Origin of the sequence: Xenorhabdus aichiensis (assembly GCF_028598775.1) — a bacterium.
Classification (GTDB): domain Bacteria; phylum Pseudomonadota; class Gammaproteobacteria; order Enterobacterales; family Enterobacteriaceae; genus Xenorhabdus; species Xenorhabdus bovienii.
Map to the genome: position 1 here is coordinate 1 of NZ_JAQRFO010000056.1, position 24667 is coordinate 24667.

42 protein-coding genes are annotated in these 24667 nt (G+C 44.6%); 5 read left to right on the forward strand and 37 right to left on the reverse strand.

Features of this window, described 5'->3' with window-relative positions:
* The first annotated feature begins 345 nt into the window (after nt 1–345).
* Nucleotides 346–900: a gamma carbonic anhydrase family protein gene (locus tag PSI22_RS18220; protein ID WP_273580973.1), complete on the forward strand. Its 555-nt coding sequence runs from the start codon at nt 346–348 to the stop codon at nt 898–900.
* On the opposite strand, the gene PSI22_RS18225 is transcribed toward PSI22_RS18220, so the two are convergent.
* The 5 genes from PSI22_RS18225 to dprA are packed head-to-tail and all read right to left on the reverse strand — an operon-like array spanning nt 867 to nt 4214.
* The gene (locus PSI22_RS18225; RefSeq protein ID WP_273580974.1) at nt 867–1136 is read right to left on the reverse strand and encodes a DUF1488 family protein; all 270 of its coding nucleotides are present in this window, start codon (nt 1134–1136) and stop codon (nt 867–869) included. The two genes, PSI22_RS18220 and PSI22_RS18225, sit on opposite strands and share 34 nt — an antisense overlap.
* Nucleotides 1133–1951 (reverse strand): shikimate dehydrogenase, encoded by an 819-nt coding sequence (gene aroE, locus PSI22_RS18230; RefSeq protein ID WP_273580987.1) that lies wholly within the window; start codon nt 1949–1951, stop codon nt 1133–1135. Before aroE ends, PSI22_RS18225 begins: the two co-directional genes overlap by 4 nt.
* Before the next feature lie 6 nt (nt 1952–1957).
* Nucleotides 1958–2527, reverse strand: coding sequence for an L-threonylcarbamoyladenylate synthase type 1 TsaC (gene tsaC / locus PSI22_RS18235; protein ID WP_273580975.1), 570 nt, complete (start codon nt 2525–2527; stop codon nt 1958–1960).
* Complete coding sequence (locus tag PSI22_RS18240) at nt 2520–3080, reverse strand: DNA topoisomerase family protein (RefSeq protein ID WP_273580976.1); 561 nt, start codon at nt 3078–3080, stop codon at nt 2520–2522. The genes tsaC and PSI22_RS18240 overlap by 8 nt, the downstream gene beginning before the upstream one ends.
* A gap of 57 nt (nt 3081–3137) precedes the next feature.
* Entirely contained in the window at nt 3138–4214 is a 1077-nt protein-coding gene (gene dprA / locus PSI22_RS18245) for a DNA-protecting protein DprA (RefSeq protein WP_273580977.1), read from the reverse strand.
* A gap of 132 nt (nt 4215–4346) precedes the next feature.
* On the opposite strand from dprA, the gene def reads away from it, so the two are divergent.
* The 4 genes from def to trkA all read left to right on the forward strand — a co-directional run bounded on the left by def (nt 4347) and on the right by trkA (nt 8674).
* A complete protein-coding gene (def, locus tag PSI22_RS18250; protein ID WP_273580978.1) occupies nt 4347–4859 on the forward strand; it encodes a peptide deformylase in 513 nt (170 codons plus the stop codon).
* Between the two features lie 24 nt (nt 4860–4883).
* Nucleotides 4884–5831: a methionyl-tRNA formyltransferase gene (fmt, locus tag PSI22_RS18255; RefSeq protein WP_273580979.1), complete on the forward strand. Its 948-nt coding sequence runs from the start codon at nt 4884–4886 to the stop codon at nt 5829–5831.
* A gap of 82 nt (nt 5832–5913) precedes the next feature.
* Entirely contained in the window at nt 5914–7200 is a 1287-nt protein-coding gene (rsmB, locus tag PSI22_RS18260) for a 16S rRNA (cytosine(967)-C(5))-methyltransferase RsmB (RefSeq protein WP_273580980.1), read from the forward strand.
* A 97-nt stretch (nt 7201–7297) separates the two neighbouring features.
* Nucleotides 7298–8674 carry a Trk system potassium transporter TrkA gene (gene trkA / locus PSI22_RS18265; protein ID WP_273580981.1) on the forward strand — a complete coding sequence of 459 codons (1377 nt, stop codon included), beginning with the start codon at nt 7298–7300 and terminating at the stop codon, nt 8672–8674.
* A 46-nt stretch (nt 8675–8720) separates the two neighbouring features.
* Here trkA and PSI22_RS18270 read toward each other — a convergent pair whose 3' ends face one another.
* From PSI22_RS18270 to bfd, 32 genes are all read right to left on the reverse strand, one after another.
* Nucleotides 8721–8921 carry an alternative ribosome-rescue factor A gene (locus tag PSI22_RS18270; RefSeq protein WP_038201605.1) on the reverse strand — a complete coding sequence of 67 codons (201 nt, stop codon included), beginning with the start codon at nt 8919–8921 and terminating at the stop codon, nt 8721–8723.
* 75 nt (nt 8922–8996) lie between these two features.
* Nucleotides 8997–9410 carry a Zn(2+)-responsive transcriptional regulator gene (gene zntR, locus PSI22_RS18275; RefSeq protein WP_273580982.1) on the reverse strand — a complete coding sequence of 138 codons (414 nt, stop codon included), beginning with the start codon at nt 9408–9410 and terminating at the stop codon, nt 8997–8999.
* Nucleotides 9411–9588: 178 nt separating this feature from the next.
* On the reverse strand, nt 9589–9981 hold the full coding sequence (gene rplQ, locus PSI22_RS18280) for a 50S ribosomal protein L17 (protein ID WP_038192829.1): 393 nt from the start codon (nt 9979–9981) through the stop codon (nt 9589–9591).
* Nucleotides 9982–10021: 40 nt separating this feature from the next.
* Nucleotides 10022–11011, reverse strand: a complete 990-nt coding sequence (locus PSI22_RS18285; protein ID WP_012990477.1) for a DNA-directed RNA polymerase subunit alpha — start codon at nt 11009–11011, stop codon at nt 10022–10024.
* A 25-nt stretch (nt 11012–11036) separates the two neighbouring features.
* On the reverse strand, nt 11037–11657 hold the full coding sequence (gene rpsD / locus PSI22_RS18290; protein ID WP_012990478.1) for a 30S ribosomal protein S4: 621 nt from the start codon (nt 11655–11657) through the stop codon (nt 11037–11039).
* 44 nt (nt 11658–11701) lie between these two features.
* Nucleotides 11702–12091, reverse strand: coding sequence for a 30S ribosomal protein S11 (rpsK, locus tag PSI22_RS18295; protein WP_002919257.1), 390 nt, complete (start codon nt 12089–12091; stop codon nt 11702–11704).
* 15 nt (nt 12092–12106) lie between these two features.
* On the reverse strand, nt 12107–12463 hold the full coding sequence (gene rpsM / locus PSI22_RS18300; RefSeq protein ID WP_273580983.1) for a 30S ribosomal protein S13: 357 nt from the start codon (nt 12461–12463) through the stop codon (nt 12107–12109).
* 149 nt (nt 12464–12612) lie between these two features.
* Nucleotides 12613–12729, reverse strand: coding sequence for a 50S ribosomal protein L36 (gene rpmJ, locus PSI22_RS18305; protein ID WP_012768118.1), 117 nt, complete (start codon nt 12727–12729; stop codon nt 12613–12615).
* Between the two features lie 32 nt (nt 12730–12761).
* Complete coding sequence (gene secY / locus PSI22_RS18310) at nt 12762–14093, reverse strand: preprotein translocase subunit SecY (protein WP_012990480.1); 1332 nt, start codon at nt 14091–14093, stop codon at nt 12762–12764.
* Between the two features lie 7 nt (nt 14094–14100).
* On the reverse strand, nt 14101–14535 hold the full coding sequence (rplO, locus tag PSI22_RS18315) for a 50S ribosomal protein L15 (RefSeq protein ID WP_012990481.1): 435 nt from the start codon (nt 14533–14535) through the stop codon (nt 14101–14103).
* Nucleotides 14536–14538: 3 nt separating this feature from the next.
* A complete protein-coding gene (gene rpmD / locus PSI22_RS18320) occupies nt 14539–14718 on the reverse strand; it encodes a 50S ribosomal protein L30 (protein WP_008913894.1) in 180 nt (59 codons plus the stop codon).
* A gap of 5 nt (nt 14719–14723) precedes the next feature.
* A complete protein-coding gene (rpsE, locus tag PSI22_RS18325) occupies nt 14724–15224 on the reverse strand; it encodes a 30S ribosomal protein S5 (protein ID WP_012990482.1) in 501 nt (166 codons plus the stop codon).
* 14 nt (nt 15225–15238) lie between these two features.
* On the reverse strand, nt 15239–15592 hold the full coding sequence (gene rplR / locus PSI22_RS18330) for a 50S ribosomal protein L18 (protein WP_012990483.1): 354 nt from the start codon (nt 15590–15592) through the stop codon (nt 15239–15241).
* 9 nt (nt 15593–15601) lie between these two features.
* Nucleotides 15602–16135 (reverse strand): 50S ribosomal protein L6, encoded by a 534-nt coding sequence (gene rplF, locus PSI22_RS18335; protein ID WP_273580984.1) that lies wholly within the window; start codon nt 16133–16135, stop codon nt 15602–15604.
* Nucleotides 16136–16149: 14 nt separating this feature from the next.
* A complete protein-coding gene (gene rpsH, locus PSI22_RS18340) occupies nt 16150–16542 on the reverse strand; it encodes a 30S ribosomal protein S8 (protein WP_038180359.1) in 393 nt (130 codons plus the stop codon).
* Between the two features lie 33 nt (nt 16543–16575).
* Nucleotides 16576–16881, reverse strand: coding sequence for a 30S ribosomal protein S14 (gene rpsN / locus PSI22_RS18345; protein WP_010847489.1), 306 nt, complete (start codon nt 16879–16881; stop codon nt 16576–16578).
* Between the two features lie 12 nt (nt 16882–16893).
* The gene (gene rplE / locus PSI22_RS18350; RefSeq protein ID WP_012990486.1) at nt 16894–17433 is read right to left on the reverse strand and encodes a 50S ribosomal protein L5; all 540 of its coding nucleotides are present in this window, start codon (nt 17431–17433) and stop codon (nt 16894–16896) included.
* A gap of 13 nt (nt 17434–17446) precedes the next feature.
* Nucleotides 17447–17761: a 50S ribosomal protein L24 gene (rplX, locus tag PSI22_RS18355; protein ID WP_273580985.1), complete on the reverse strand. Its 315-nt coding sequence runs from the start codon at nt 17759–17761 to the stop codon at nt 17447–17449.
* An 11-nt stretch (nt 17762–17772) separates the two neighbouring features.
* Nucleotides 17773–18144: a 50S ribosomal protein L14 gene (gene rplN / locus PSI22_RS18360; RefSeq protein WP_012990488.1), complete on the reverse strand. Its 372-nt coding sequence runs from the start codon at nt 18142–18144 to the stop codon at nt 17773–17775.
* 176 nt (nt 18145–18320) lie between these two features.
* Nucleotides 18321–18575 (reverse strand): 30S ribosomal protein S17, encoded by a 255-nt coding sequence (gene rpsQ / locus PSI22_RS18365; protein ID WP_012990489.1) that lies wholly within the window; start codon nt 18573–18575, stop codon nt 18321–18323.
* A complete protein-coding gene (gene rpmC / locus PSI22_RS18370) occupies nt 18575–18766 on the reverse strand; it encodes a 50S ribosomal protein L29 (protein ID WP_012990490.1) in 192 nt (63 codons plus the stop codon). The genes rpsQ and rpmC overlap by 1 nt, the downstream gene beginning before the upstream one ends.
* Nucleotides 18766–19176 carry a 50S ribosomal protein L16 gene (rplP, locus tag PSI22_RS18375; protein WP_038192841.1) on the reverse strand — a complete coding sequence of 137 codons (411 nt, stop codon included), beginning with the start codon at nt 19174–19176 and terminating at the stop codon, nt 18766–18768. Before rplP ends, rpmC begins: the two co-directional genes overlap by 1 nt.
* A gap of 12 nt (nt 19177–19188) precedes the next feature.
* On the reverse strand, nt 19189–19890 hold the full coding sequence (gene rpsC / locus PSI22_RS18380) for a 30S ribosomal protein S3 (protein WP_038192842.1): 702 nt from the start codon (nt 19888–19890) through the stop codon (nt 19189–19191).
* A gap of 17 nt (nt 19891–19907) precedes the next feature.
* The gene (gene rplV, locus PSI22_RS18385; RefSeq protein WP_012990493.1) at nt 19908–20240 is read right to left on the reverse strand and encodes a 50S ribosomal protein L22; all 333 of its coding nucleotides are present in this window, start codon (nt 20238–20240) and stop codon (nt 19908–19910) included.
* 14 nt (nt 20241–20254) lie between these two features.
* Nucleotides 20255–20533 (reverse strand): 30S ribosomal protein S19, encoded by a 279-nt coding sequence (gene rpsS, locus PSI22_RS18390; protein ID WP_011148791.1) that lies wholly within the window; start codon nt 20531–20533, stop codon nt 20255–20257.
* 17 nt (nt 20534–20550) lie between these two features.
* Nucleotides 20551–21372, reverse strand: coding sequence for a 50S ribosomal protein L2 (gene rplB, locus PSI22_RS18395; protein ID WP_038180368.1), 822 nt, complete (start codon nt 21370–21372; stop codon nt 20551–20553).
* A gap of 19 nt (nt 21373–21391) precedes the next feature.
* Nucleotides 21392–21694, reverse strand: a complete 303-nt coding sequence (gene rplW, locus PSI22_RS18400) for a 50S ribosomal protein L23 (RefSeq protein ID WP_038252497.1) — start codon at nt 21692–21694, stop codon at nt 21392–21394.
* Nucleotides 21691–22296 carry a 50S ribosomal protein L4 gene (rplD, locus tag PSI22_RS18405; RefSeq protein ID WP_012990496.1) on the reverse strand — a complete coding sequence of 202 codons (606 nt, stop codon included), beginning with the start codon at nt 22294–22296 and terminating at the stop codon, nt 21691–21693. Before rplD ends, rplW begins: the two co-directional genes overlap by 4 nt.
* 16 nt (nt 22297–22312) lie before the next feature.
* Nucleotides 22313–22945 carry a 50S ribosomal protein L3 gene (gene rplC / locus PSI22_RS18410; protein WP_038192845.1) on the reverse strand — a complete coding sequence of 211 codons (633 nt, stop codon included), beginning with the start codon at nt 22943–22945 and terminating at the stop codon, nt 22313–22315.
* A gap of 32 nt (nt 22946–22977) precedes the next feature.
* Nucleotides 22978–23289 carry a 30S ribosomal protein S10 gene (gene rpsJ, locus PSI22_RS18415; protein WP_001181005.1) on the reverse strand — a complete coding sequence of 104 codons (312 nt, stop codon included), beginning with the start codon at nt 23287–23289 and terminating at the stop codon, nt 22978–22980.
* 289 nt (nt 23290–23578) lie between these two features.
* The gene (gene bfr / locus PSI22_RS18420; RefSeq protein ID WP_273580986.1) at nt 23579–24052 is read right to left on the reverse strand and encodes a bacterioferritin; all 474 of its coding nucleotides are present in this window, start codon (nt 24050–24052) and stop codon (nt 23579–23581) included.
* Nucleotides 24053–24128: 76 nt separating this feature from the next.
* The gene (gene bfd / locus PSI22_RS18425; protein ID WP_071824325.1) at nt 24129–24323 is read right to left on the reverse strand and encodes a bacterioferritin-associated ferredoxin; all 195 of its coding nucleotides are present in this window, start codon (nt 24321–24323) and stop codon (nt 24129–24131) included.
* Nucleotides 24324–24667: the final 344 nt, after the last annotated feature.

Below are 24667 nucleotides of genomic sequence, written 5' to 3' on the forward strand. Positions count from 1 at the left end.
TTGTTAAAGAGCGGACTGACTTAACGTAAGGTTTGGGTCAGTTAGGGCTGCGTATCTTACGCTTTTTGCCCGGAGAGTCAAGCGCTTATTTTCGCTTTTCTCTCGCTGGCCTCCGCGGCGTGTCTTCGCTCAGCGTCGGTCAGTGGTGGCGCATTATAGGGAATTTTCCGCCCCTGACAATAGTTTTTTTCGATTTTATTTTTAAGTGGGCACTTTTTGTCCATTAGATACAAAAAACACCCAATCCGGACGAATTTAATACGGTTCTTTCCATTGCATGGTGGTCTATTACTCAATAACATCGCAGATAATTGTTATCCGTTCTTACTGTTGTTGAGGTTTTTTATGTCTACTGTTTTACGCCAATACTTAAATCTCTGCCCACAGGTTGGCCAAAGAGTCATGTTAGATCCTTCTTCTGTTGTGATTGGAGATGTCAGATTAGCAAATGATGTGAGTATTTGGCCCCTTGTGGTTATCCGTGGTGATGTGAATTATGTTTCAATTGGTGCACGTACAAATATTCAGGATGGTTCCATTTTGCATGTTACTCATAAATCACCTGATAATCCCGCCGGCTTCCCATTGATAATAGGAGAAGAGGTCACTGTCGGTCATAAAACAATGCTGCATGGCTGTAGGATTGGAAACCGGGTGCTGGTTGGCATGGGTTCTATTCTACTTGATGGTGCGATTATTGAAAATGATGTTGTTATTGGGGCGGGAACTCTTGTCCCCCCAGGAAAAAAATTAGAAAGCGGATATCTGTATATAGGCAGCCCCGCCAAACAAGTGAGAAAACTCAAACCTGAAGAACTGAAAGGGCTACTTTATTCCGCTAATAACTACACCCACTGGAAAGATAATTATTTAGCAGACACGTCAGAGGGCAAGGAGTAACGCCCAAATTGATCATCATGCCCACTCAAGATAGCGGCTTCAAATTCCTCTTCCAGATCCCAGCGATGTCGGTGAAATAGGTCGAGTGGGTGATGATCTTTACCATAACGTTCGGCTAGCTCATCGGAACTAATCATACATTGCACCAATAACCCATCGACCATAGCTGGGAAAATCACTTTGCTTTCCATCTCATTCCATTCTTCACGATCAGGAAATTGAATAGCTTGATTCATGCGTGTAACTCTCGCCTTAAAGCGGTTAAAACAGATTCTATTTCAGGGAATACTCCGTGCCACAATTCAAAAGCATTCGCAGCTTGCCCCACCAACATTCCTAATCCATCAGCCAAACGTGAAATACCATTTTGCCGGGCAAAATCAAGGAACGGAGTTAATCCGTGTTGGTAATACATATCGTAACAAGCAATACCATTGCGAAAAATCAGCGGTGATACCTCAGGAATTTGTCCATCAATACCAGAAGCAGTCGCATTGATGATGATATCGAAATCTGGGGAAAGAAGGGATTCTATTTCAATTGACTGAATATCACCCAATAGGGAAAATTTATCTGCAATTATCTGCGCACGCTCGAATGTACGGTTCGTGATAGTGACGGCACAGCCTAGTTCTAATAAAGGTGATAACACTCCTTTTGCTGCACCACCAGCCCCAATAATCAGAATATGCTGACCCTTAGTAATGAAACCTAGCCGCTGTAAATCTGCCAGTAACCCGATCCCATCAGTATTATCACCAAGGAGACGATTACCCTCGATCAACTTTAATGTGTTAACCGCACCACTAATTCTTGCTCGTTCAGTCAATTCATCTGAGCGCTGATAGGCCCTTTCTTTAAAAGGTACAGTAATATTCGCTCCTAAACCGCCCTGCTCAAAAAAACGATCCAACATTTGTTCAAAATGTTCTATCGGAGCAAGCACCCGCCCATATTGATGATCAATCCCCGTCTGATCAGCAAATAATCGATGAATGTAAGGAGATTTACTGTGTGCAATAGGGTTACCAAAAACCGCAAATTTATCCATCATTTACTATCCTTGCCGATATAATTTGCCTGTTAAGGCATCTCTGATTTCTGATGGATTTTTACGTCCCCCCACTTTTCCTTCCAAAACAGGGACTCGGTTTCCAAATTGCTGACGAACTTCTTCCGCACTCCGACATGGCTCTAGTCCACTTAAATTTGCACTCGTCGATACAAGGGGTTTCCCATAAAGAGAACATAATTGTTTAACCAGAGGATGATCTGTGACCCGAACCGCCAGTGTTGAAAATTGCCCCGTTAACCATTTTGGTGTCGTCGTTTTTGCTGGTATTACCCATGTCACTGGACCAGGCCAAAATGAAAATACCGTTTCTTTCTGTATATCACTAAGTTGCTCATCATCAATATAAAGGCATAACCTTTCATAGCTATCAGCAATGAGAATTAGCCCTTTTTCCCACGGTCGATTTTTCAGTGATAATAATTCGTTCACGGCTTTTTCGCTGTCAGGATCACAGCCCAACCCAAAAACGGCCTCTGTCGGATAAGCAATCACTTTTTCTTCTTTTAACGCAGTGATAATCACATCAAATGCAGGTGAAACTTTGTTACTCATTATATTTCTCAATTTCATTGATTTGCGGCTTACTACACAGTTTACTGGCACAAAACAACTTTACGCCTTGAGCCGTTCTCTTTTCTATTAACAATGGGTAATGGCAGAAAATACATTCTCCGGATACAGGCTTATTGTTAAGTACAAACTGACACTCTGGGTATCGGTTGCAGGCATGAAATGTTTTACCAAAACGTGACTTACGCTGGAGTAATTTTCCTTGTTGACATTGGGGGCAATGAATCGATGTATCATCAGGTTTATCGATCAATTCTGTGTGTTCACATTCAGGATAATGGCTGCAACCAATGAACATGCCATAACGTCCTTGCCGCAAAACCAGAGTAAAGCCACACTTCGGGCAAATTTGCCCATCCAATTCTTTAACAATATGTCCATCTCCTTGAGTTTTTAAAGGACGAACGTAATGGCATGATGGATAGCTAGAACACGCATAAAATGGGCCATGAACTCCATTACGGATCACTAATTCAGCGCCACACGCAAGGCAATGTTCTGTTTCTTTTATCGCAAAGGGAACTTTCTTAGACATATCTCACTCGCTAAACCACAGCCACAATAATGTTAGAAAAAATATAAATTAAACAGCTCAATTTACCCGAATATAGCCACCAGCAACAACGGCGACTTTTCCCATGAGTTCCAGCTCCAAAAGTCTGGTCATGACTTCTGTGACAGGAAGACAAGAGCGTTGAGCAATCACATCAACTGGAGTAACTTCATGACTTACGTTAACCAGCACATCAGCAAATGGCAACTCTATTTGGTCAACTTGCACGCGTTCTTCTTTTTCTATATTCAGCCATCGAAACGCACCATTAATATGTTCCATTATATCCGTTGGATTCACTGCCAAATAAGCCCCCTGCTTTATCAGCCAATGATTGCCCTCACTTGAAGGAGTGCCTAATGCACCAGGTAATGCAAAAATATCTCGCCCCTGTTCAAGCGCACAACGCGCTGTAATCAGCGAACCACTCTTTTCATAAGCTTCTACAATAAGAAGAGCGAGACTCAAGCCGCTAATGATCCGATTGCGCCTTGGAAAATTTTTAGCTTTAGGTGGCATTTCAGGAAAAAACTCAGAAACCAATGCACCATTTTCTTCAATAAGCTGCGCCAAAGAACCATGCCGATAGGGGTAAATTTTTTCAAGCCCACTGCCAAGTACAGCAATGGTTTTTCCGCCTGCACTAAGCGCTGCCTGATGGCAAATCCCATCAATACCGATTGCCAGCCCACTGGTTATCACCACTCCATTTTTCGCTAATTCACCAGCAAAGATTTTCCCCCATTTCTCACCATAAAAGCTTGCTGACCTACTACCCACTATTGCCACCTGCTTTTGGGATAACACAGTTATATCCCCTGACACAAAAAGCATAAGTGGAGGAGAGTGTATCTGTTTTAATAAAGGTGGATATGCGGGATGAGAGAAGGTCAACAAATGATTGCCAGACCGCTCTAGCCACGTAAAACAAGTAGCCAGCTCAGAAGAGTTAGCCTTAGTAAACTGCAAACACTGTGTGGGAGACAAGCCACACGCCTTAAGTTCGTTATTACTATAGTTTTGAGTTCTCAATAGACGTTCTATAATAGACACGGCTTTAATCGTTGAAAGATGGGAGACCATCTTCATTCGCAACCATATTTCCATCTCTTTCATAATGTCATCCTGACCTGATTGATAACTTGACTGGCCTTGATTAATTTATGGTCGATACTGTCAATCTAAATAGGAAATGTCTAGAATAGGCGCAAATTATCATTCACTTCTTGGATACAGATCTAAACATATATGTCAGTTTTACAAGTATTACATTACCCAGATGAACGGCTTCGCACAATTGCAAAGCCAGTTGAAAAAGTCGATGCAGAAATTCAGAGCATCATTGATGATATGTTCGAAACAATGTATGCAGAAGAAGGTATCGGTTTAGCTGCAACACAAGTCGATATTCATCAGCGAATTATTGTCATTGATGTCTCTGAGAATCGTGATCAACGCCTTGTTCTCATCAACCCCGAATTAATGAATGAAGTTGGTGAAACAGGGATTGAGGAAGGGTGTTTATCTGTTCCTGAACAACGAGCATTTGTACCACGTTTTGAGCAAGTAAAGATTAAGGCCTTAGATTATCACGGACAGCCATTTGAGCTGGAAGCTGACGACCTGCTAGCAATCTGTATTCAACATGAAATGGATCATCTGGTAGGTAAACTCTTTATCGATTATCTGTCGCCATTGAAACGCCAGCGTATTCGCCAGAAAGTTGAAAAAATTGACCGTCTGAGAGCTAAAGACAAATAAACTTTATCATTACAGGAAATAACAGTGTCTGATTCTTTACGTATTATTTTTGCCGGAACCCCTGATTTCGCTGCTCACCATTTGGCTGCTTTATTAAAATCTCAACATCAAGTTGTCGGAGTTCTCACCCGACCAGACAAACCGGCAGGAAGAGGTAAAAAACTGACACCAAGTCCTGTAAAAGCACTGGCTGAAGAACATAGTATTTCTGTTTTCCAGCCAAAAACCTTACGCACAGAAGAAAGCCAGCGATGGATCATGGATCGGCAGGCAGATATTATGATCGTTGTTGCATATGGCCTGATTCTGCCTCAAGCCGTTCTGGACATACCACGTTTAGGATGCCTGAATGTTCATGGTTCTTTGTTACCGCGCTGGCGTGGCGCCGCTCCGATTCAGCGTGCAATCTGGGCGGGAGACCCAGAAACTGGCGTAACAATTATGCAAATGGATGCTGGTCTTGATACCGGCAACATGCTGCTAAAAGCAGCGTGTCTAATTACAAATCAAGATACCAGCTCCAGCCTGTATGAAAAACTTGCCAATATTGGCCCTGAAGCATTACTTAACACATTAGATTTGATAATGTTAGGAAATTGCCAACCAAGCATTCAGGATGGTACTTCGGTAACTTATGCTGAAAAACTCAGTAAAGATGAAGCCAAAATGGACTGGCATTTACCTGCCATTCAGCTTGAACGCTGTGTCCGCTCATTTAACCCATGGCCGATGAGCTTCTTTCTCATTGATGAATACCCCATTAAGGTATGGCACGCTGAAGCCATTGCTGAGCAAACTACTCAGCCTCCTGGAACCATCATTAAGGCAGATAAAAAAGGTATTCAAATCGCAACCGCTGATGGAATATTAAATATCACACAATTGCAACCATCAGGTAAGAAAGCAATGCCAGCCGCTGATTTCTTAAACTCAAAACGTGATTGGTTTATACCGGGCAACAAAATCAAATGAAATTAATTTGCCTGTATACTCTGAGCATACGGGCGTCTTCCTTTTTATAATGCTGACAACAGTCAGCTTTTTTGACCATATCATGAAAAATACATATAACCTGCGAAGCATCGCTGCAAAAGCGATCCATCAAGTGCTGGAACAAGGGCAGTCACTCAGCACTGTTATTCCTGAACTCCAACAAAGAGTTTCTGACAAAGATAGAGCTCTTCTCCAAGAACTCTGTTTTGGCGTAATGAGGGTATTACCTCAACTAGAATGGTTCATTAGCCAGTTGATGACAAAGCCATTGAAAGGCAAACAACGCATTTTTCACTATCTAATCATGGTTGGAATCTATCAGCTTACTTATACTCGTATACCTGCACATGCAGCACTTGCCGAAACCGTCAATGGCGCGATCAGTTTAAAACGTTCGCAATTAAAAGGCTTAATTAATGGCGTTCTCCGCCAATTTCAGCGCCAACAACAGACATTAGTCGAGCAAGTTAATAGTGTCAGCTGCCATTTACATCCCAAATGGCTGTTAGATCATATTCAAAAAGCCTATCCACAGGATTGGCAAAAGATTATTGACGCAAATAATCAAAAACCTCCCATGTGGTTGCGAGTTAATCAGCGCTATCATAGTGCTAATCAATATCTTGCTCTGTTGCAAGAAGCTAATATAGAAGCAGAGCTAGATGAAAACCATCCCAGCGCTATTCGCTTGCTAAATCCTTGCCCTGTTAACGCTCTACCCGGATTCGATCAAGGATGGGTGACTATTCAAGATCGCTCTGCTCAAGGGTGTGCTGAATTATTAACGCCATGTGGCGGAGAATCTATACTGGATCTTTGTGCTGCCCCTGGAGGAAAAACCACCCATATCCTTGAGATAGCGCCAAAATCAAAAGTACTTGCCGTCGATATTGATGAACAGAGAATTAAGCGAGTGAAAGAAAATTTACAGCGCCTTAATTTACATGCCGTCGTCAGAACAGGTGATGGACGTCTTCCACATGAGTGGGCAGCAGGGGAACAGTTCGATCGCATTCTTCTTGATGCACCATGCTCAGCAACAGGTGTTATTCGTCGTCACCCTGACATAAAATGGTTGCGTCGAAATGAAGATATTGACCAATTGGTTACGCTACAATCTGAAATCCTTGATGCCATTTGGCCATATTTAAAGAAAAATGGCACTCTGGTTTATGCAACCTGCTCCATTTTACCTCATGAAAATAGCCAACAAATAAAAGCATTCTTAGGACGCCATACAGATGCTGCATTATCAGATACAGGCACACTTGAAAAACCAGGGATACAAATTATTCCTGAAACAACAGGTGGTGACGGCTTCTTTTATGCCCGACTAACTAAGTATTGATGTATCTTCCTCGTCAAAATATAGGACGAGGAGGGGTTTTGTGACTTTACTAAAATATCAAGAATAGGAATGCGGCTTCTAACACGAAGAGAATGCTATGAAAATAATTATTCTGGGTGCTGGTCAGGTTGGTGGAACATTAGCTGAAAATTTGGTTGATGAAAATAATGATATTACTGTCGTTGACACCGATACCGATCGCTTACGCCAGTTACAAGACAAATTCGATCTACGGGTTGTAAATGGCCACGGCTCCCACCCCAGAGTATTGAGGGAAGCAGGCGCAGAAGATGCCGATATGCTGGTAGCCGTCACAAATTCAGATGAAACCAACATGATTGCGTGCCAAATCGCTTACTCCTTATTTAATACCCCCAATAAAGTCGCTCGGATACGTTCATCAGAATATATCCATGAATCAGAAAAATTATTTCAACCCGATGATATCCCTATTGATTACCTGATATCTCCTGAGCAATTGGTTATTGATTACATTTATAAATTGATTCAATACCCCGGAGCATTACAAGTTGTCAATTTTGCGGAAGGCCGAGTCAGTATCGTCGCGGTCAAAGCCTATTATGGGGGTTCACTAGTGGGTAATGCATTATCCTCGCTTCGAGAACATATGCCACATATCGATAGCAAAGTTGCTGCAATATTTCGTCAAGACCGCCCGATCAGGCCACAAGGCTCCACAATTATTGAAGCGGGAGATGAAGTATTCTTTGTTGCCGCATCACAACATATCAGAGCGGTGATGAGTGAATTACAACGCCTTGAAAAACCATATAAACGTCTCATGATTGTTGGAGGTGGGAACGTCGGTGCAGGTTTAGCGCTGCGACTTGAGAAGGATTACAGCGTCAAGCTGATTGAACATAATCAAAAAAGAGCTACAGAGCTAGCAGAGCTCTTGCACGATACTATCGTTTTCTACGGTGATGCCTCTGATCAAGAACTTCTGTCAGAGGAACATATTGAACAAGTCGATGTTTTTATTGCATTAACTAACGATGACGAAGCCAACATTATGTCAGCTATGCTTGCAAAACGAATGGGGGCCAAAAAAGCGATGGTTCTTATTCAACGCAGTGCATATGTTGATTTAGTACAAGGTGGTGTTATTGATATCGCCATCTCACCTCAGCAAGCTACTATTTCTGCATTACTTGGCCATGTCCGTAAAGCGGATATCGTCAGTGTATCTTCATTAAGAAGGGGGGTAGCCGAAGCTATTGAAGCCATAGCTCATGGTGACGAACATACTTCCAAAGTAGTTGGACGCAAGATTGGTGATATTAGACTACCACCAGGCACGACAATTGGCGCAATTGTTCGCGGTGAAGAGGTAATCATTGCCAATGATTACAGCATTATTCAACAAGGCGACCATGTAATCATGTTTATTACCGATAAAAAATTTGTTCCTGAAGTGGAAAAATTATTCCAGCCGAGCCCTTTTTTCCTGTAAGAAACACCTGCTTTGCTAAATCAGATAATACTTCCCGCTCAATAAATTAGAAGGCCAATGATAACAACTTGAAAAAATTATTATCATTGGCCTCCCAACCACTACTTTTGCCATGTTTTTCCTTACGACTATAACTTCCTTTACCCTTTTTGTTTGTTTCTACTCGCTGCCTAAATAAAGGGTCGTGTAACAGTGCCTCTATGGCATTATCTTTGATAACACCTTTTTTATGGCGATATGTTGTCATAGTGACCTCTAATGATATTCATTTGGTTAAAAACAGCGCGATTGTACTCTTAGCACCCGAAATAATAAAGAAAAATTATTTATTAGTTGCCCCTTCTTCCAAAATTTCCAATATGGAACAATATGTGCTGGTATGCACACTACCACAACATGCATCACTCAACATTTTTAAAGAATTGCGCATTTTTTGCATTTCCAATAATTTATCTTCAACCTCCTGTAATCTGGAATCAACAATTTGTTTCGATTCTTGACATGTATGATTCTCAGGATCAACACGAATAGACAGTAACTCTACAATCGCTTCCAGTGTAAAACCCGATTGCTTTGCATAACGAATAAAACGTAATCGTTGTAAATCCTGTTCGGTATAAAGTCTATAACCGCCTTCTGTTCTTTCCTCATGAGCCATCAATCCCTGTTTTTCATAAAAACGAATAGTATCAGGCGTGACACTCGCTAATTTAGACAACTGACCAATACGATACATAGTGAATCACCTATCAAACAGGAAATAAGTTCAATACTATCAGAATAGGTTAAGAAAGCACCAGTACAGGTGAAATTTGCAGATTAACTTGTAGAAAACGAGATAGGTAAGTATTGGAAGAAAAAATAAAGAGCAATAAAAAACCGGGTGTTATCCCGGTTTTTTATGCTTCTACAGATTACTCTGCAGATGCTGCTTCTGTCTGAGACTCAACGGCGCGGTCAACAAGTTCGATGTATGCCATCGGAGCATTGTCACCAGCACGGAAGCCACACTTCAGGATACGAGTGTAACCACCTGCGCGGCTCGCAAAACGCGGGCCCAGTTCATTAAACAGTTTTGCCACGATTTCGTTATCACGAGTACGGGCGAATGCCAGACGACGATTAGCTACGCTGTCGGTCTTGGCAAGAGTAATCAGCGGCTCAACGACGCGACGCAGTTCTTTCGCTTTAGGCAGAGTCGTCTTGATGATCTCATGACGAACCAAAGAACCTGCCATGTTGCGGAACATAGCTTGGCGATGGCTGCTGTTGCGGTTCAATTGACGACCACTCTTACGATGGCGCATGACCTTATCCTTCTCAGTAAAACCTTAACCTGTGATCTAGTTATTCATCAGCAATACTTGCTGGTGGCCAGTTTTCCAGACGCATGCCCAGAGAAAGCCCACGCGAAGCCAGTACGTCTTTAATCTCAGTAAGAGATTTTTTACCCAGATTAGGTGTCTTAAGTAACTCAACCTCGGTACGCTGTACCAGATCACCGATGTAGTGGATAGCTTCTGCCTTAAGGCAGTTAGCAGAGCGGACAGTCAATTCCAGATCGTCAACAGGGCGCAGCAGGATCGGATCAAACTCTGGCTTCTCTTCTTTAACTTCTGGTTGACGTACATCACGTAAATCAACAAAAGCTTCCAGTTGTTCGGCCAGAATGGTAGCTGCACGGCGAATCGCCTCTTCAGGATCGATTGTGCCGTTAGTCTCCATTTCGATAACCAGCTTATCCAGGTCAGTACGCTGTTCTACACGAGCTGCTTCAACATTGTAGGCAATACGCTCTACTGGGCTATAGCAAGCATCTACTAACAAACGACCGATAGGGCGCTCATCTTCTTCCGAATGAATTCGGGCAGAAGCCGGCACATAACCACGACCGCGCTGAACTTTAATACGCATGCTAATGGAAGCACTTCCGTCAGTCAGATGGCAGATTACGTGCTGCGGCTTGACGATTTCAACATCACCATCATGGATGATGTCGGCTGCAGTCACAGGGCCAATGCCAGATTTATTCAAGGTAAGGATAACTTCATCTTTACCCTGAACTTTCACCGCTAGCCCTTTCAGATTGAGGAGAATCTCCAGGATATCTTCCTGTACGCCTTCTTTGGTGCTGTACTCATGCAGTACACCATCAATCTCAACCTCAGTCACCGCACAACCCGGCATAGACGAAAGCAGAATACGGCGCAGTGCGTTGCCAAGAGTATGGCCAAAACCACGCTCTAATGGCTCAAGGGTCACCTTGGCGTGCGTCGAACTGACTTGCTCGATATCTACCAGGCGCGGTTTTAGAAACTCTGTCACAGAACCCTGCATTGTGTCCTCTCTTTGGTGCTAAGCTTTACTTAGAGTAAAGCTCGACGATCAGGTGTTCGTTAATGTCAGCGGATAGATCAGTACGTTCAGGAATACGTTTGAACACACCTTCCATCTTCGCAGCATCAACTTCCAACCAAGTTGGTTTCTCACGCTGCTCAGCCAGCTCTAAAGCTGCCTTAATACGAGCCTGCTTCTTCGCTTTTTCACGAACGCTGACTACGTCATTCGGGGATACCTGATAAGAAGCGATATTGACAACGCAACCATTTACCATGATAGCCTTATGGCTTACCATCTGACGTGATTCAGCACGAGTCGCACCGAAGCCCATACGATAAACGACGTTATCTAAGCGACCTTCCAGCAGAGTCAACAGGTTTTCACCTGTGTTGCCTTTCAGACGAGTCGCTTCTTTATAGTAGTTACGGAATTGACGTTCCAGAACACCGTAAGTACGACGAACTTTTTGTTTTTCACGTAACTGAACACCGTAGTCAGACAGACGCGGTTTACGTGCGCCGTGCTGGCCTGGTGCCTGTTCTAATTTACACTTGGTGTCAATCGCGCGAACGCCAGACTTCAGGAAAAGGTCTGTACCCTCGCGACGGCTCAGCTTGAGCTTAGGACCCAAATATCTTGCCATTTTCTTTCTCCAACAATCCTAAAAACGAAGACGTCTTATTAAACTTAAACGCGACGTTTTTTCGGTGGGCGACAACCGTTATGAGGGATCGGAGTCACATCAGTAATATTAGTGATGCGGAAACCAGCCGCGTTTAATGCGCGGATAGTTGACTCACGGCCAGGACCAGGTCCTTTAACCATAACTTCCAGGTTCTTAATTCCGTATTCTTTTACTGCTTCAGCACAGCGCTCTGCTGCAACCTGAGCCGCAAACGGAGTAGATTTACGAGAACCACGGAAACCGGAACCACCTGCAGTTGCCCAACCCAAAGCATTACCCTGACGATCAGTAATAGTAACGATTGTGTTGTTGAAAGAAGCATGGATATGAGCCACACCGTCAGAGACTTGTTTTCTTACACGCTTACGTGCACGAATAGGTGCTTTTGCCATTATTCAATACCCCGATTATTTCTTGATCGGCTTACGCGGACCCTTACGGGTACGTGCATTGGTCTTAGTACGCTGACCGCGAACTGGCAGACCACGACGATGACGCAAACCACGATAGCAACCAAGGTCCATCAGACGTTTGATACTCAGGGTCACTTCACGACGCAGATCACCTTCTACAACGTATTTGGCAACTTCGTCACGCAGCTTGTCAATTTGCTCTTCAGACAGCTCACTGATCTTAACATTTTCAGCAATACGCGCTGCTTCACAGATTTGCTGTGAGCGGGTTTTACCGATGCCGTAAATCGAGGTTAACGCGATTACGGTATGTTTCTGATCAGGAATGTTAATGCCTGCTATACGGGCCACTATGCACTCCTACAATATTTATTCACTGCAACATCATTCTGAAAAGCCCGTTTTCAGGATACTCAAATAATGTTGCTGTCAGATAAAAAAGATTGGCTGGCTAATTTAGCCAGCTCAACCCAACTTTGCAAGAAAAATATGCGATTAAATTAGCCTTGGCGTTGTTTATGCTTAGGCTCTGCACTGCAGATTACACGTACGATACCGTTACGTTTAACTATTTTGCAGTTGCGGCATAATTTCTTGACGGAAGCACGAACTTTCATTTTTACTCTCCGTAACTTCTCAAGCAAACCGATTAGCGGTTATACCCTTTTAGGTTTGCCTTCTTCAATGCAGACTCATATTGACTCGACATCATCAGAGTTTGCACTTGAGCCATAAAGTCCATGATGACGACAACCACAATCAGTAAGGAAGTACCACCAAAATAGAATGGAACTTTCATTGCGTCACGCATGAACTCCGGGATTAAGCAGATAAAGGTAATGTATAACGCACCAACTAAGGTCAGGCGAGTCATTACTTTATCGATGTACTTAGCCGTTTGCTCTCCCGGACGAATTCCTGGTACAAATGCACCGGACTTCTTCAGGTTATCTGCTGTTTCTCTTGGATTAAACACCAAAGCCGTGTAGAAGAAACAGAAGAAGATGATTGCAGATGCGTACAATAACACATAAAGCGGTTGACCTGGCTGCAAATACATAGAAATAGTTGTCAACCAATTCCAGCCTGTTCCACCACCAAACCAAGAGGCTATGGTACCAGGGAACAAAATAATACTAGAAGCAAAAATTGCAGGGATAACCCCAGCCATATTCACTTTCAACGGTAAATGTGTACTTTGTGCCGCATAAACTCTTCGACCTTGTTGACGTTTAGCATAGTTAACAACGATACGGCGTTGACCACGCTCCATGAAAACAACGAAAAAAGTTACGGCAAACACTAATACTGCAACCAACAGCAACAGGAGGAAGTGCAGGTCGCCTTGCCGAGCTTGCTCGATGGTGTGACCAATTGCAGGCGGTAAACCCGCAACGATACCAGCAAAGATTATGATTGAAATACCGTTACCGATACCTCGCTCAGTAATCTGCTCACCCAGCCACATCAGGAACATAGTTCCCGTGACCAGACTTACAACAGCCGTGAAATAGAACGCAAAGCCAGGGTTAATAACTAAACCTTGCATTCCAGGCATATTCGGCAACCCAGTAGCAATACCGATTGACTGGAATATTGCCAGCACTAACGTGCCATAACGGGTGTATTGACTGATCTTACGACGACCAGCTTCCCCTTCCTTCTTAATCTCTGCTAAACGGGGATTAACCACAGTTAGCAACTGGATAATGATAGATGCAGAAATATACGGCATTATACCCAGTGCAAAGATAGAAGCACGGCTTAAAGCACCACCAGAGAACATGTTAAACATTTCAATGATGGTGCCTCTTTGCTGTTCGAGCAATTTGGCAAGCACAGTGGCATCAATACCAGGGATTGGAATAAAAGAGCCAATACGGAAAACAATCAGAGCTCCAATAACAAACAAAAGTCTGCGTTTTAACTCGCTTAATCCGCCTTTAGCACTTTGAAAATCTAATCCTGGTTGTTTAGCCATCTGTTACTTATTCCTCAATTTTACCGCCAGCAGCTTCAATTGCAGCACGGGCGCCTTTCGTAACACGTAAGCCACGCACAGTTACTGCGCGATTGACTTCGCCAGAAAGCATAACTTTTGCGAATTCAATTTGAGGGCCAACAATGTTAGCAGCTTTCAGTGCATTCAGATCGATAACATCGCCTTCAACATGGGCAAAATCAGACAGACGAATTTCTGCAGTGATCATTGCCTTACGTGAAGTAAAACCAAATTTTGGCAGACGACGGTATAAAGGCATCTGGCCGCCTTCAAAACCACGACGAACACCACCGCCAGAACGAGATTTCTGACCTTTGTGGCCACGACCGCCGGTTTTACCTAGGCCAGAACCGATACCACGACCTACACGTTTAGATGCGTGCTTAGCACCTTCAGCCGGAGACAGAGTATTTAAGCGCATCTGTTACTCCTCAACTTTAACCATATAGGAAACCAAGTTGACCATACCACGAACCGCTGGTGTATCTTCGCGTTCAACAGTATGACCAATGCGACGCAGACCTAAACCAGTCAGAGTTGCCTTATGCTTAGGCAAACGACCAATTGAGCTGCGAACCTGAGTAATTTTAATAGTCTTAGCCATGGTCATTACCCCTGAATTTCTTCGACGGATTTGCCACGCTTAGCTGCGACCATTTCTGGAGACTTCATGCTGTCTAAAGCGTCCAGAGTTGCACGAACCACGTTGATCGGATTAGTGGAACCGTAGGTTTTAGCCAGTACGTTACGAACTCCAGCCACTTCCAGAACAGCACGCATCGCACCACCGGCGATGATACCTGTACCTTCGTGAGCAGGCTGCATAAACACGCGAGAACCGGTGTGTCCACCTTTCACTGGGTGGTGCAGGGTGCCGCTGTTAAGTGCGACGTTTTTCATATTGCGACGTGCTTTTTCCATCGCTTTCTGGATCGCTGCCGGAACTTCGCGTGCTTTGCCGTAGCCAAAACCAACGCGACCGTTACCATCACCAACTACAGTCAGTGCTGTAAAGCTGAAAATACGGCCACCTTTGACGGTTTTAGATACGCGGTTTACCGCGATCAGCTTTTCCTGCAGTTCGCCAGCTTGTTTTTCGATGTGAGCCATCTTACACCTCTACCTTAGAACTGAAGGCCAGCTTCACGGGCAGCATCTGCCAGTGCCTGGACTCTACCATGATATTGGAAACCAGAACGGTCAAAGGATACATTTTTGATACCTTTTTCCAGAGCACGTTCAGCAACAATTTTACCAACTACTGCTGCGGCTTCTTTGTTTCCAGTAAATTTCAGTTGTTCACTAATAGCTTTTTCTGTAGTAGAAGCGGCCACCAGAGTTTCAGAACCATTTGGTGCGATAACCTGCGCATAAATATGGCGAGGGGTACGGTGTACCACCAGGCGAGTTGCACCCAGTTCCTGGAGCTTGCGGCGTGCGCGGGTCGCACGACGGATACGAGCTGCTTTCTTATCCATAGTGTTACCTTACTTCTTCTTAGCCTCTTTGGTACGCACGACTTCATCGGCGTAACGAACACCCTTGCCTTTATATGGCTCAGGACGACGATAGGCACGCAGATCTGCCGCAACCTGACCAATCACCTGCTTATCAGCACCTTTCAGTACGATTTCAGTTTGTGACGGGCATTCCGCAGTTATGCCTGCTGGCAGTTGATGCTCAACCGGATGCGAGAAGCCTAAAGACAAACTAACAGCGTTGCCTTTAATTGCTGCACGGTAACCTACACCCACCAGCTGAAGCTTCTTGGTGAAGCCTTCGTTAACACCGATAACCATTGCATTCAGCAGAGAACGAGTTGTACCTGCCTGTGCCCAAGCATCAGCAAAACCTTCGCGTGGAGCGAAAGTCAATTGGCCATCCGCATGTTTAACTTCAACTGCATTGTGGATTTTACGACTTAGTTCGCCGTTTTTACCCTTAATCGAAATAACCTGACCGTTGAGTTTGACCTCTACGCCGGCAGGAATGACGACGGGTGCTTTTGCAACACGAGACATTCTTTCCTCCCGAATTAAGCTACGTAGCAGAGAATCTCGCCACCCAGACCAGCTTGGCGAGCTGCACGATCAGTCATTACACCTTTAGAGGTAGAAACAACAGCGATACCCAAACCAGCCATAACTTTTGGCAGCTCATCTTTTTTCTTATAGATGCGCAGACTTGGGCGGCTTACACGCTGAATGCTTTCTACAACAGCCTTACCTTGGAAGTATTTCAGAGTGACTTCCAGTTCTGGCTTAGTGTCGCCTTCGATTTTAAAATCTTCAATGTAACCTTCTTCCTTCAGCACGTTGGCAATTGCCACTTTCAGCTTGGAGGAAGGCATGGTGACCGCAACTTTATTCGCGGCCTGACCGTTACGGATACGGGTCAGCATATCCGCGATCGGATCTTGCATGCTCATCTGTCTTTACTCCCGTGATTCAATTGGTGACAATTACCAGCTAGCCTTTTTAAGGCCCGGGATTTCACCGCGCATAGCGGCTTCACGGACTTTAATACGGCTCAACCCAAACTTCCGCAAAAATGCATGCGGACGCCCAGTCTGACGGCAGCGGTTACGCTGACGGCAAGGGCTGGAATCACGTGGCAGTGTTTGCAGCTTGAGAACAGCATTCCAACGGTCTTCGTCAGATGCGTTTACATCAGAGATGATCGCTTTCAGTTCAACGCGTTTTGCGAAGAATTTCTCAGCTAATTTCGCACGTTTTACATCACGTGCTTTCATTGATTGCTTAGCCATGAATACCCTGCCTTACTTGCGGAACGGGAAGTTAAACGCAGCCAACAGTGCGCGGCCTTCATCATCAGATTTCGCAGTAGTGGTGATAGTAATATCCAAACCACGTACACGATCCACTTTATCGTAGTCGATTTCAGGGAAGATGATTTGCTCACGAACACCCATGCTGTAGTTGCCACGACCATCGAATGATTTAGCGGACAAGCCACGGAAGTCACGAATACGTGGTACAGCAATAGAAATCAGGCGCTCAAAGAACTCCCACATACGTTCGCCACGCAGGGTTACTTTACAGCCGATTGGATAGCCCTGACGGATTTTGAAGCCTGCAACTGATTTGCGTGCTTTGGTGATCAATGGTTTCTGACCAGAGATTGCTGTCAAGTCAGCTGCTGCATTGTCCAGCAGTTTTTTGTCAGCAATAGCTTCACCAACACCCATGTTCAGGGTGATCTTCTCGACCCGAGGGACTTGCATGACAGAATGGTAACCGAACTGACTCATCAGTTTCTGGACTACCTCGTCTTTGTAGTAATCATGCAGTTTCGCCATCGTATACTCCAAATTACTTGATAGTTTCGTTATTAGATTTGAAGAAACGAACTTTTTTGCCGTCTTCGAATCTAAAACCTACACGGTCAGCCTTGCTGGTTGCTGAATTAAAGATTGCAACGTTAGAAACATTAATAGCTGCTTCTTTTTCAACGATGCCACCTGGTTGATTCAGTGCCGGAACCGGCTTCTGATGTTTCTTAACCAGATTGATACCTTCAACGATAATTTTACCAGAAGAAAGAACCTGTTTTACTTTACCGCGCTTACCTTTATCTTTGCCAGTCAGCACGATAATTTCGTCATCACGACGGATTTTCGCTGCCATAGTTTCGCTCCTTACAGTACTTCAGGTGCCAGGGAGATAATTTTCATGAACTTTTCATTACGAAGTTCACGAGTTACCGGCCCAAAAATACGCGTACCGATAACTTGCTCACTATTGTTGTTCAACAATACACAAGCATTGCTATCAAAGCGAATGACAGAACCGTCCGGGCGACGAACACCCTTCTTGGTGCGCACCACTACCGCTTTCAGGACATCACCTTTTTTGACCTTACCACGAGGAATTGCTTCCTTGATGGTAATCTTGATAACATCACCGACGTTTGCGTAGCGACGGTGCGAGCCACCTAGAACCTTGATACACATTACGCGACGTGCACCGGAGTTGTCGGCCACGTTCAGCATAGTCTGTTCTTGGATCATTTTAGTGCTCCGCTAAATGTCAACTACTACTGAGCCCACTTCATATACAAAGAGGCCGTATTCAATATCCCATATTACGAGGGCCCGGCATTATAACACCACATCCCCGCTATGGACAGAAAAATAAACGGCCCGTTACTTTTTGAGCCGTTTATTTTGTGTGAGATAGCAGCCTATTATAGAACCGCTTTCTCAACGACGCGAACTAAAGTCCAAGATTTAGTCTTAGACAGTGGACGGGTTTCGCGGATTTCCACCACATCGCCAATTCCACATTCATTGCTCTCGTCATGTACGTGCAGTTTAGTCGTACGTTTGATGAATTTGCCATACAGAGGGTGTTTCACCACACGTTCAATAGCAACAACAATGGACTTTTCCATTTTATCGCTAATAACACGACCTTGCAGAGTACGGATTTTATCGGTCATTACGCACCCGCCTTCTCAGTCAGTAAAGTCTTAACGCGTGCAATATTACGACGCACTTGTTTCAACAGGTGAGACTGTTGCAGCTGGCCACTTGCCGCCTGCATACGCAAATTAAATTGTTCACGTAACAGGTTCAGCAGCTCAGTGTTCAGCTCTTCAACGCTTTTATCGCGCAGCTCTTGTGCTTTCATTACATCACCGTCTTAGTTACAAAGGTGGTTTTGATAGGCAGTTTCGCTGCTGCCAGCTTGAATGCTTCACGAGCCAGCTCTTCAGGCACACCGTCCATTTCATACAGGACTTTACCGGGCTGGATCAAGGCAACCCAATACTCTACGTTACCTTTACCTTTACCCATACGCACTTCGAGTGGCTTTTCGGTGATTGGTTTGTCTGGGAATACACGGATCCAGATTTTACCTTGACGCTTAATTGCACGGGTCATAGCACGACGTGCCGCTTCGATCTGACGAGCAGTCAGACGACCACGACCCACAGCTTTCAGACCGAAAGTGCCGAAGCTGACATCCGTACCTACAGCCAGACCACGGTTGCGGCCTTTATGCACTTTACGGAATTTCGTACGCTTTGGTTGTAACATCAGCGACTCTCCTTACTTGCGGCCTTTACGCTGCTGCTTTTTAGGTTGAGCAGCCGGTTTTTCCGCCTGTTCAACTGCAGCCATACCACCCAGGATCTCACCTTTGAAGATCCATACCTTAACGCCGATTACACCATAAGTGGTGTGCGCTTCTGAAGTGTTATAATCGATGTCTGCACGCAGAGTGTGCAGAGGTACACGACCTTCACGATACCATTCAGTACGTGCAATCTCAGCACCGCCTAAACGGCCACTGACTTCCACTTTGATGCCTTTAGCGCCCAGACGCATAGCGTTTTGTACAGCACGTTTCATCGCACGACGGAACATCACACGACGCTCCAATTGTGAACTAATGCTGTCAGCAACTAATTTTGCGTCCAGTTCAGGCTTACGCACTTCGGCAATATTAATCTGCGCAGGAACGCCAGCGATCTCCGCTACAGTCTTACGCAGTTTTTCAACGTCTTCACCTTTCCTACCGATAACGATACCTGGACGAGCAGTGTGAATTGTCACACGGATGCTTTTCGCAGGACGTTCGATAACGATACGTGAAATAGATGCTTTAACCAGTTCTTTGTTCAAGTACTGGCGCACTTTAAAATCGCTGTCCAGGTTGTCAGCGAATTCTTTGGTATTCGCATACCAGGTAGAGTTCCAAGGTTTGACAATCCCCAGACGAATACCATTAGGATGTACTTTCTGACCCATTGCTAGTCTCCAGAGTCTCAGCGATCGGACACAACCACAGTAATGTGGCTGGTGCGCTTCAGGATACGATCTGCACGGCCTTTGGCACGAGGCATAATACGCTTCATGGTTGGGCCTTCGTCTACGAAAATTTTCGTGACTTTCAGATCATCGATGTCAGCGCCATCGTTGTGTTCTGCGTTAGCAATAGCAGACTCAAGTACTTTCTTCACTAAACCAGCAGCTTTCTTGTTGGTATAGAGCAGAGTTTCCAGAGCTTGCGACACTTTCTTACCGCGGATCAGGTCAGCCACGAGGCGAACCTTCTGAGCAGAAGAACGAGCGTGGCGATGTTTAGCGATAGTTTCCATCTCTTCCTCCTACCTTAGCGCTTTTTAGCCTTTTTATCGGCCGCATGGCCGCGATAAGTACGGGTCGGCGCGAATTCACCCAGTTTGTGACCAACCATTTCGTCGGAAACAAAAACTGGAACATGCTGACGACCATTATGGACAGCGATGGTCAAACCGATCATGTTAGGAAAGATCGTTGAACGACGGGACCAAGTCTTAATAGGCTTTTTGTCTCCGCTTTCCACCGCTTTCTCTACCTTCTTCAGCAAGTGCAGGTCAATAAATGGACCTTTCTTGAGAGAACGTGGCATGGTTTATCCTCTAATTATTATTTAGAACGGCGACGTACGATGTATTGATCAGTACGTTTGTTACTACGGGTCTTCTTACCTTTGGTCTGGATGCCCCATGGAGTTACAGGGTGTTTACCAAAGTTACGACCTTCACCACCACCATGTGGATGGTCTACTGGGTTCATCGCCGTACCACGAACGGTAGGACGGATACCACGCCAGCGGCTTGCACCAGCTTTACCCAGAACGCGTAACATGTGTTCTGCGTTACCAACTTCACCTAAAGTAGCGCGGCAGTCAGACAGCACTTTACGCATTTCACCAGAACGCAGACGCAAGGTTACATAGGAACCGTCACGTGCAACGATCTGAGCGTAAGTACCTGCTGAACGAGCCAGCTGGCCACCTTTACCTGGTTTCATTTCTATGTTGTGAACAGTAGAACCAACCGGGATATTGCGCATTGGCAGAGCATTACCGGCCTTGATTGCTGAATCAGCACCAGACTGGATTTGATCACCTGCTTTCAGACCTTTAGGTGCAAGGATGTAACGACGCTCACCGTCTTTATACAGAACTAGTGCGATGTTCGCTGAACGGTTTGGATCATATTCCAGACGTTCAACAACAGCAGGGATACCATCTTTGTTGCGTTTAAAGTCAACCAGACGATAATGCTGTTTATGGCCACCACCAATGTGACGAGTGGTAATACGACCATTGTTGTTACGACCACCAGTTTTGTTGTTTTTTTCCAACAACGGAGCATAAGGTTTGCCCTTATGCAGCTCAGGGTTAACCACTTTAACAACGTGGCGACGGCCCGGAGACGTAGGTTTACATTTAACAATTGCCATTGTTCTTTACTCCTCCGACTTACTCAGCGCCGCCGCCGAAGTCCAAATTCTGGCCTTCTTTCAGGGTGACGTAAGCTTTTTTCCAGTCGCTACGACGACCAATACGCTGACCGTGGCGTTTAACTTTACCTTTAACTAGCAAAGTGTTTACACCTTCAACTTCAACTTCGAAGAGTTTCTGTACGGCAGCTTTGATCTCTGCTTTAGTCGCGTCTTTCGCAACTTTGAGAACGATGGTATTGCTTTTTTCCATCGCTGTAGAAGCTTTTTCAGATACGTGCGGCGCGCGCAGTATTTTCAGCAGACGTTCTTCACGGATCATGCCAGCATCTCCTCAACTTGCTTTACAGCATCAGCAGTCATAACCACTTTGTCGAAGGCGATCAGGCTTACTGGGTCAATACCTGCTGCATCACGAACGTCAACCTTATACAGGTTACGAGCTGCTAAGAACAGGTTCTCATCAACTTCGCCAGTGACAATCAGCACGTCTTGCAGAGCCATTTCTTTCAGTTTCTGTACCAGCAGCTTAGTTTTAGGTGCTTCAACAGAGAACTTCTCGACAACGATCAGACGTTCTTGACGTACCAGTTCAGACAAGATGCTTTTTAGAGCACCGCGGTACATCTTTTTATTAACTTTTTGACTGTGGTCCTGTGGTTTCGCTGCAAAAGTTACACCACCAGAGCGCCAGATTGGACTCTTAATAGAACCTGCACGTGCACGACCAGTACCTTTCTGACGCCATGGTTTTTTACCTGAACCAGAAACTTCAGCACGAGTTTTCTGAGCACGAGTACCTTGACGAGCACCAGCTGCGTACGCAACAACTACTTGATGCACAAGCGCTTCATTGAAGTCACGCCCGAAGGTAGTTTCGGAAACAGTCAGCGCGCTTTGCGCGTCTTTCATTACCAATTCCATTCCTATCTCCTCGACGTTACGCCTTGACAGCCGGTTTTACGATCAGGTCACTGCCAGTTGCACCTGGAACAGCACCTTTGACCAGCAGCAGGTTACGCTCAGCGTCAACACGTACTACATCTAGGCTCTGAACAGTTACACGTTCATTACCCATTTGGCCTGCCATTTTCTTACCTTTGAATACCTTGCCCGGAGTCTGGTTCTGACCGATAGAACCCGGAACACGGTGAGACAAGGAGTTACCATGGGTAGCATCTTGAGTACGGAAGTTCCAGCGTTTAACAGTACCCGCGAAACCTTTACCTTTAGATGTACCAGTAACGTCGACTTTTTTAACGTCAGCGAAAATTTCAACGCTAATGCTTTGACCCACTGTGTACTCTTCGTCGTCTGCTGACAGACGGAATTCACGCAGGGTACGGCCAGCTTCAACGCCAGCTTTAGCGAAATGACCTGCTTCAGGTTTATTAACGCGGTTAGCTTTTTTGCTACCAGTCGTTACCTGAATTGCACGATAACCGTCACTCTCTTGGTCTTTAACCTGAGTTATGCGGTTATCTTCGATTTCGATAACACTTACAGGGATAGAAACGCCATCTTCAGTGAAGATGCGAGTCATGCCCACTTTTTTACCGACTAAACCAATCATTGTTTCAACCTCTCAATCGTTCAATGACCTGATTAACCCAGGCTGATCTGCACGTCTACACCAGCAGCCAGATCCAGACGCATCAGAGCATCAACGGTTTTCTCGGTTGGCTCAACGATGTCAACCAGACGTTTGTGAGTGCGAATCTCGTACTGATCACGCGCATCTTTGTTAACATGCGGAGAAATCAGAACGGTAAAACGCTCCTTACGAGTCGGCAGCGGGATCGGACCGCGAACTTGCGCACCAGTGCGCTTAGCGGTCTCTACGATTTCCGCAGTTGATTGATCGATTAAACGGTGATCAAATGCTTTCAGGCGGATACGGATTCTTTGGTTCTGCATGAGACCAGAGCTCCAACTATTTTATAAACGTAAATAATTACTACTCGCTCCCATTTCGATTGATGGGGGAGTGTAATCGTTCAATGTATAACCCCCATATCGGGAGTATTTTAACAATGGCGGTAAATTACCGCTCATTACTGATAATAAATCAGTCCTACTGCGTAGGTAAGCTCGCGTATTATACGTAAATCTGCTGACAATGCAAGATAAGGGTAAGATCTATTCAAAAGATAGGCAAAGAGGGAAAACGCCCTATGCAAATTTATAGGGCGTTAATATTATTCCATTATTCTTCAATAAGTTGAGATTGGATATAATTTTGTATTCCCATTCGATTGATCAAGTCCAGTTGGGTTTCCAACCAGTCTATGTGATTCTCTTCGTCAGAAAGAACCTCAATCATCAAGTCTCGGCTTACATAATCATAGGCTGAATCGGCATATGCAATTGCCTCTCTCAGATCCTTAGCACCGCGTATCTCTAGTGCTAGATCGGATTGCAGCATTTCTTCTATATCCTCACCGATATTGAGTTTGCCCAAATCCTGTAGATTTGGCAAACCTTCCAGAAACAAGATACGCTCAATATACTTATCAGCGTGTTTCATCTCCTCAATAGATTCACGATATTCAACTTCATTTAGACGCATTAACCCCCAGTTTTTAAACATTCGGGCATGTAAAAAATACTGGTTGATGGCAACAAGTTCATTACCAAGAAGTTTATTAAGATGTGCAATTATCTTTTTATCACCTTTCATAGCTAGCTCCTCCACTTCCAGTACCTACAGTGTAGTACTAGTTCAGCAGAGTAATTGCAAGATAATTGTGTTTATTTTAAGCAACATTATTTATGGGAGGCAGTTGGGCAATCTCCTCATTCATTATTTCACGTGCTTGACGTATACATTTTCCACAATCGCTCCCTACAGGCACAAAGTCCCTCAGCTCCCTGATAGAACGAACATGTTGCTGACGAACAATATTACGTATAGTTTTATCGCTTATCGCATTACAGAGACAGATATACATGGAAGCACTCTTCTAACTATTTAGGCTAGGCACAATAAATATGACTCTACCCTTCATCTTTCAAGTTACTACTTTGTTGGTCACTCTCAGTCATATCGTTATCTATGCTCTTAGAGGTTCATTCGCTTGCTACCGACTACAACTTTAAAATTATTGGGTATGAAGCATAGCCATATTTATAAAATAATAGATATTGCCAAATAGTAAATAGAAATAACTCTCATTTCAATTATTGTTTTTATTTTGTTTATAGATAAAAAAAACCACCGTTTCCGGTGGTTCAAGATTTGAAAGAGAAGCTATAGCTTCTCTTTTTTTCATAATCTTTTAATAATCAAACGTTA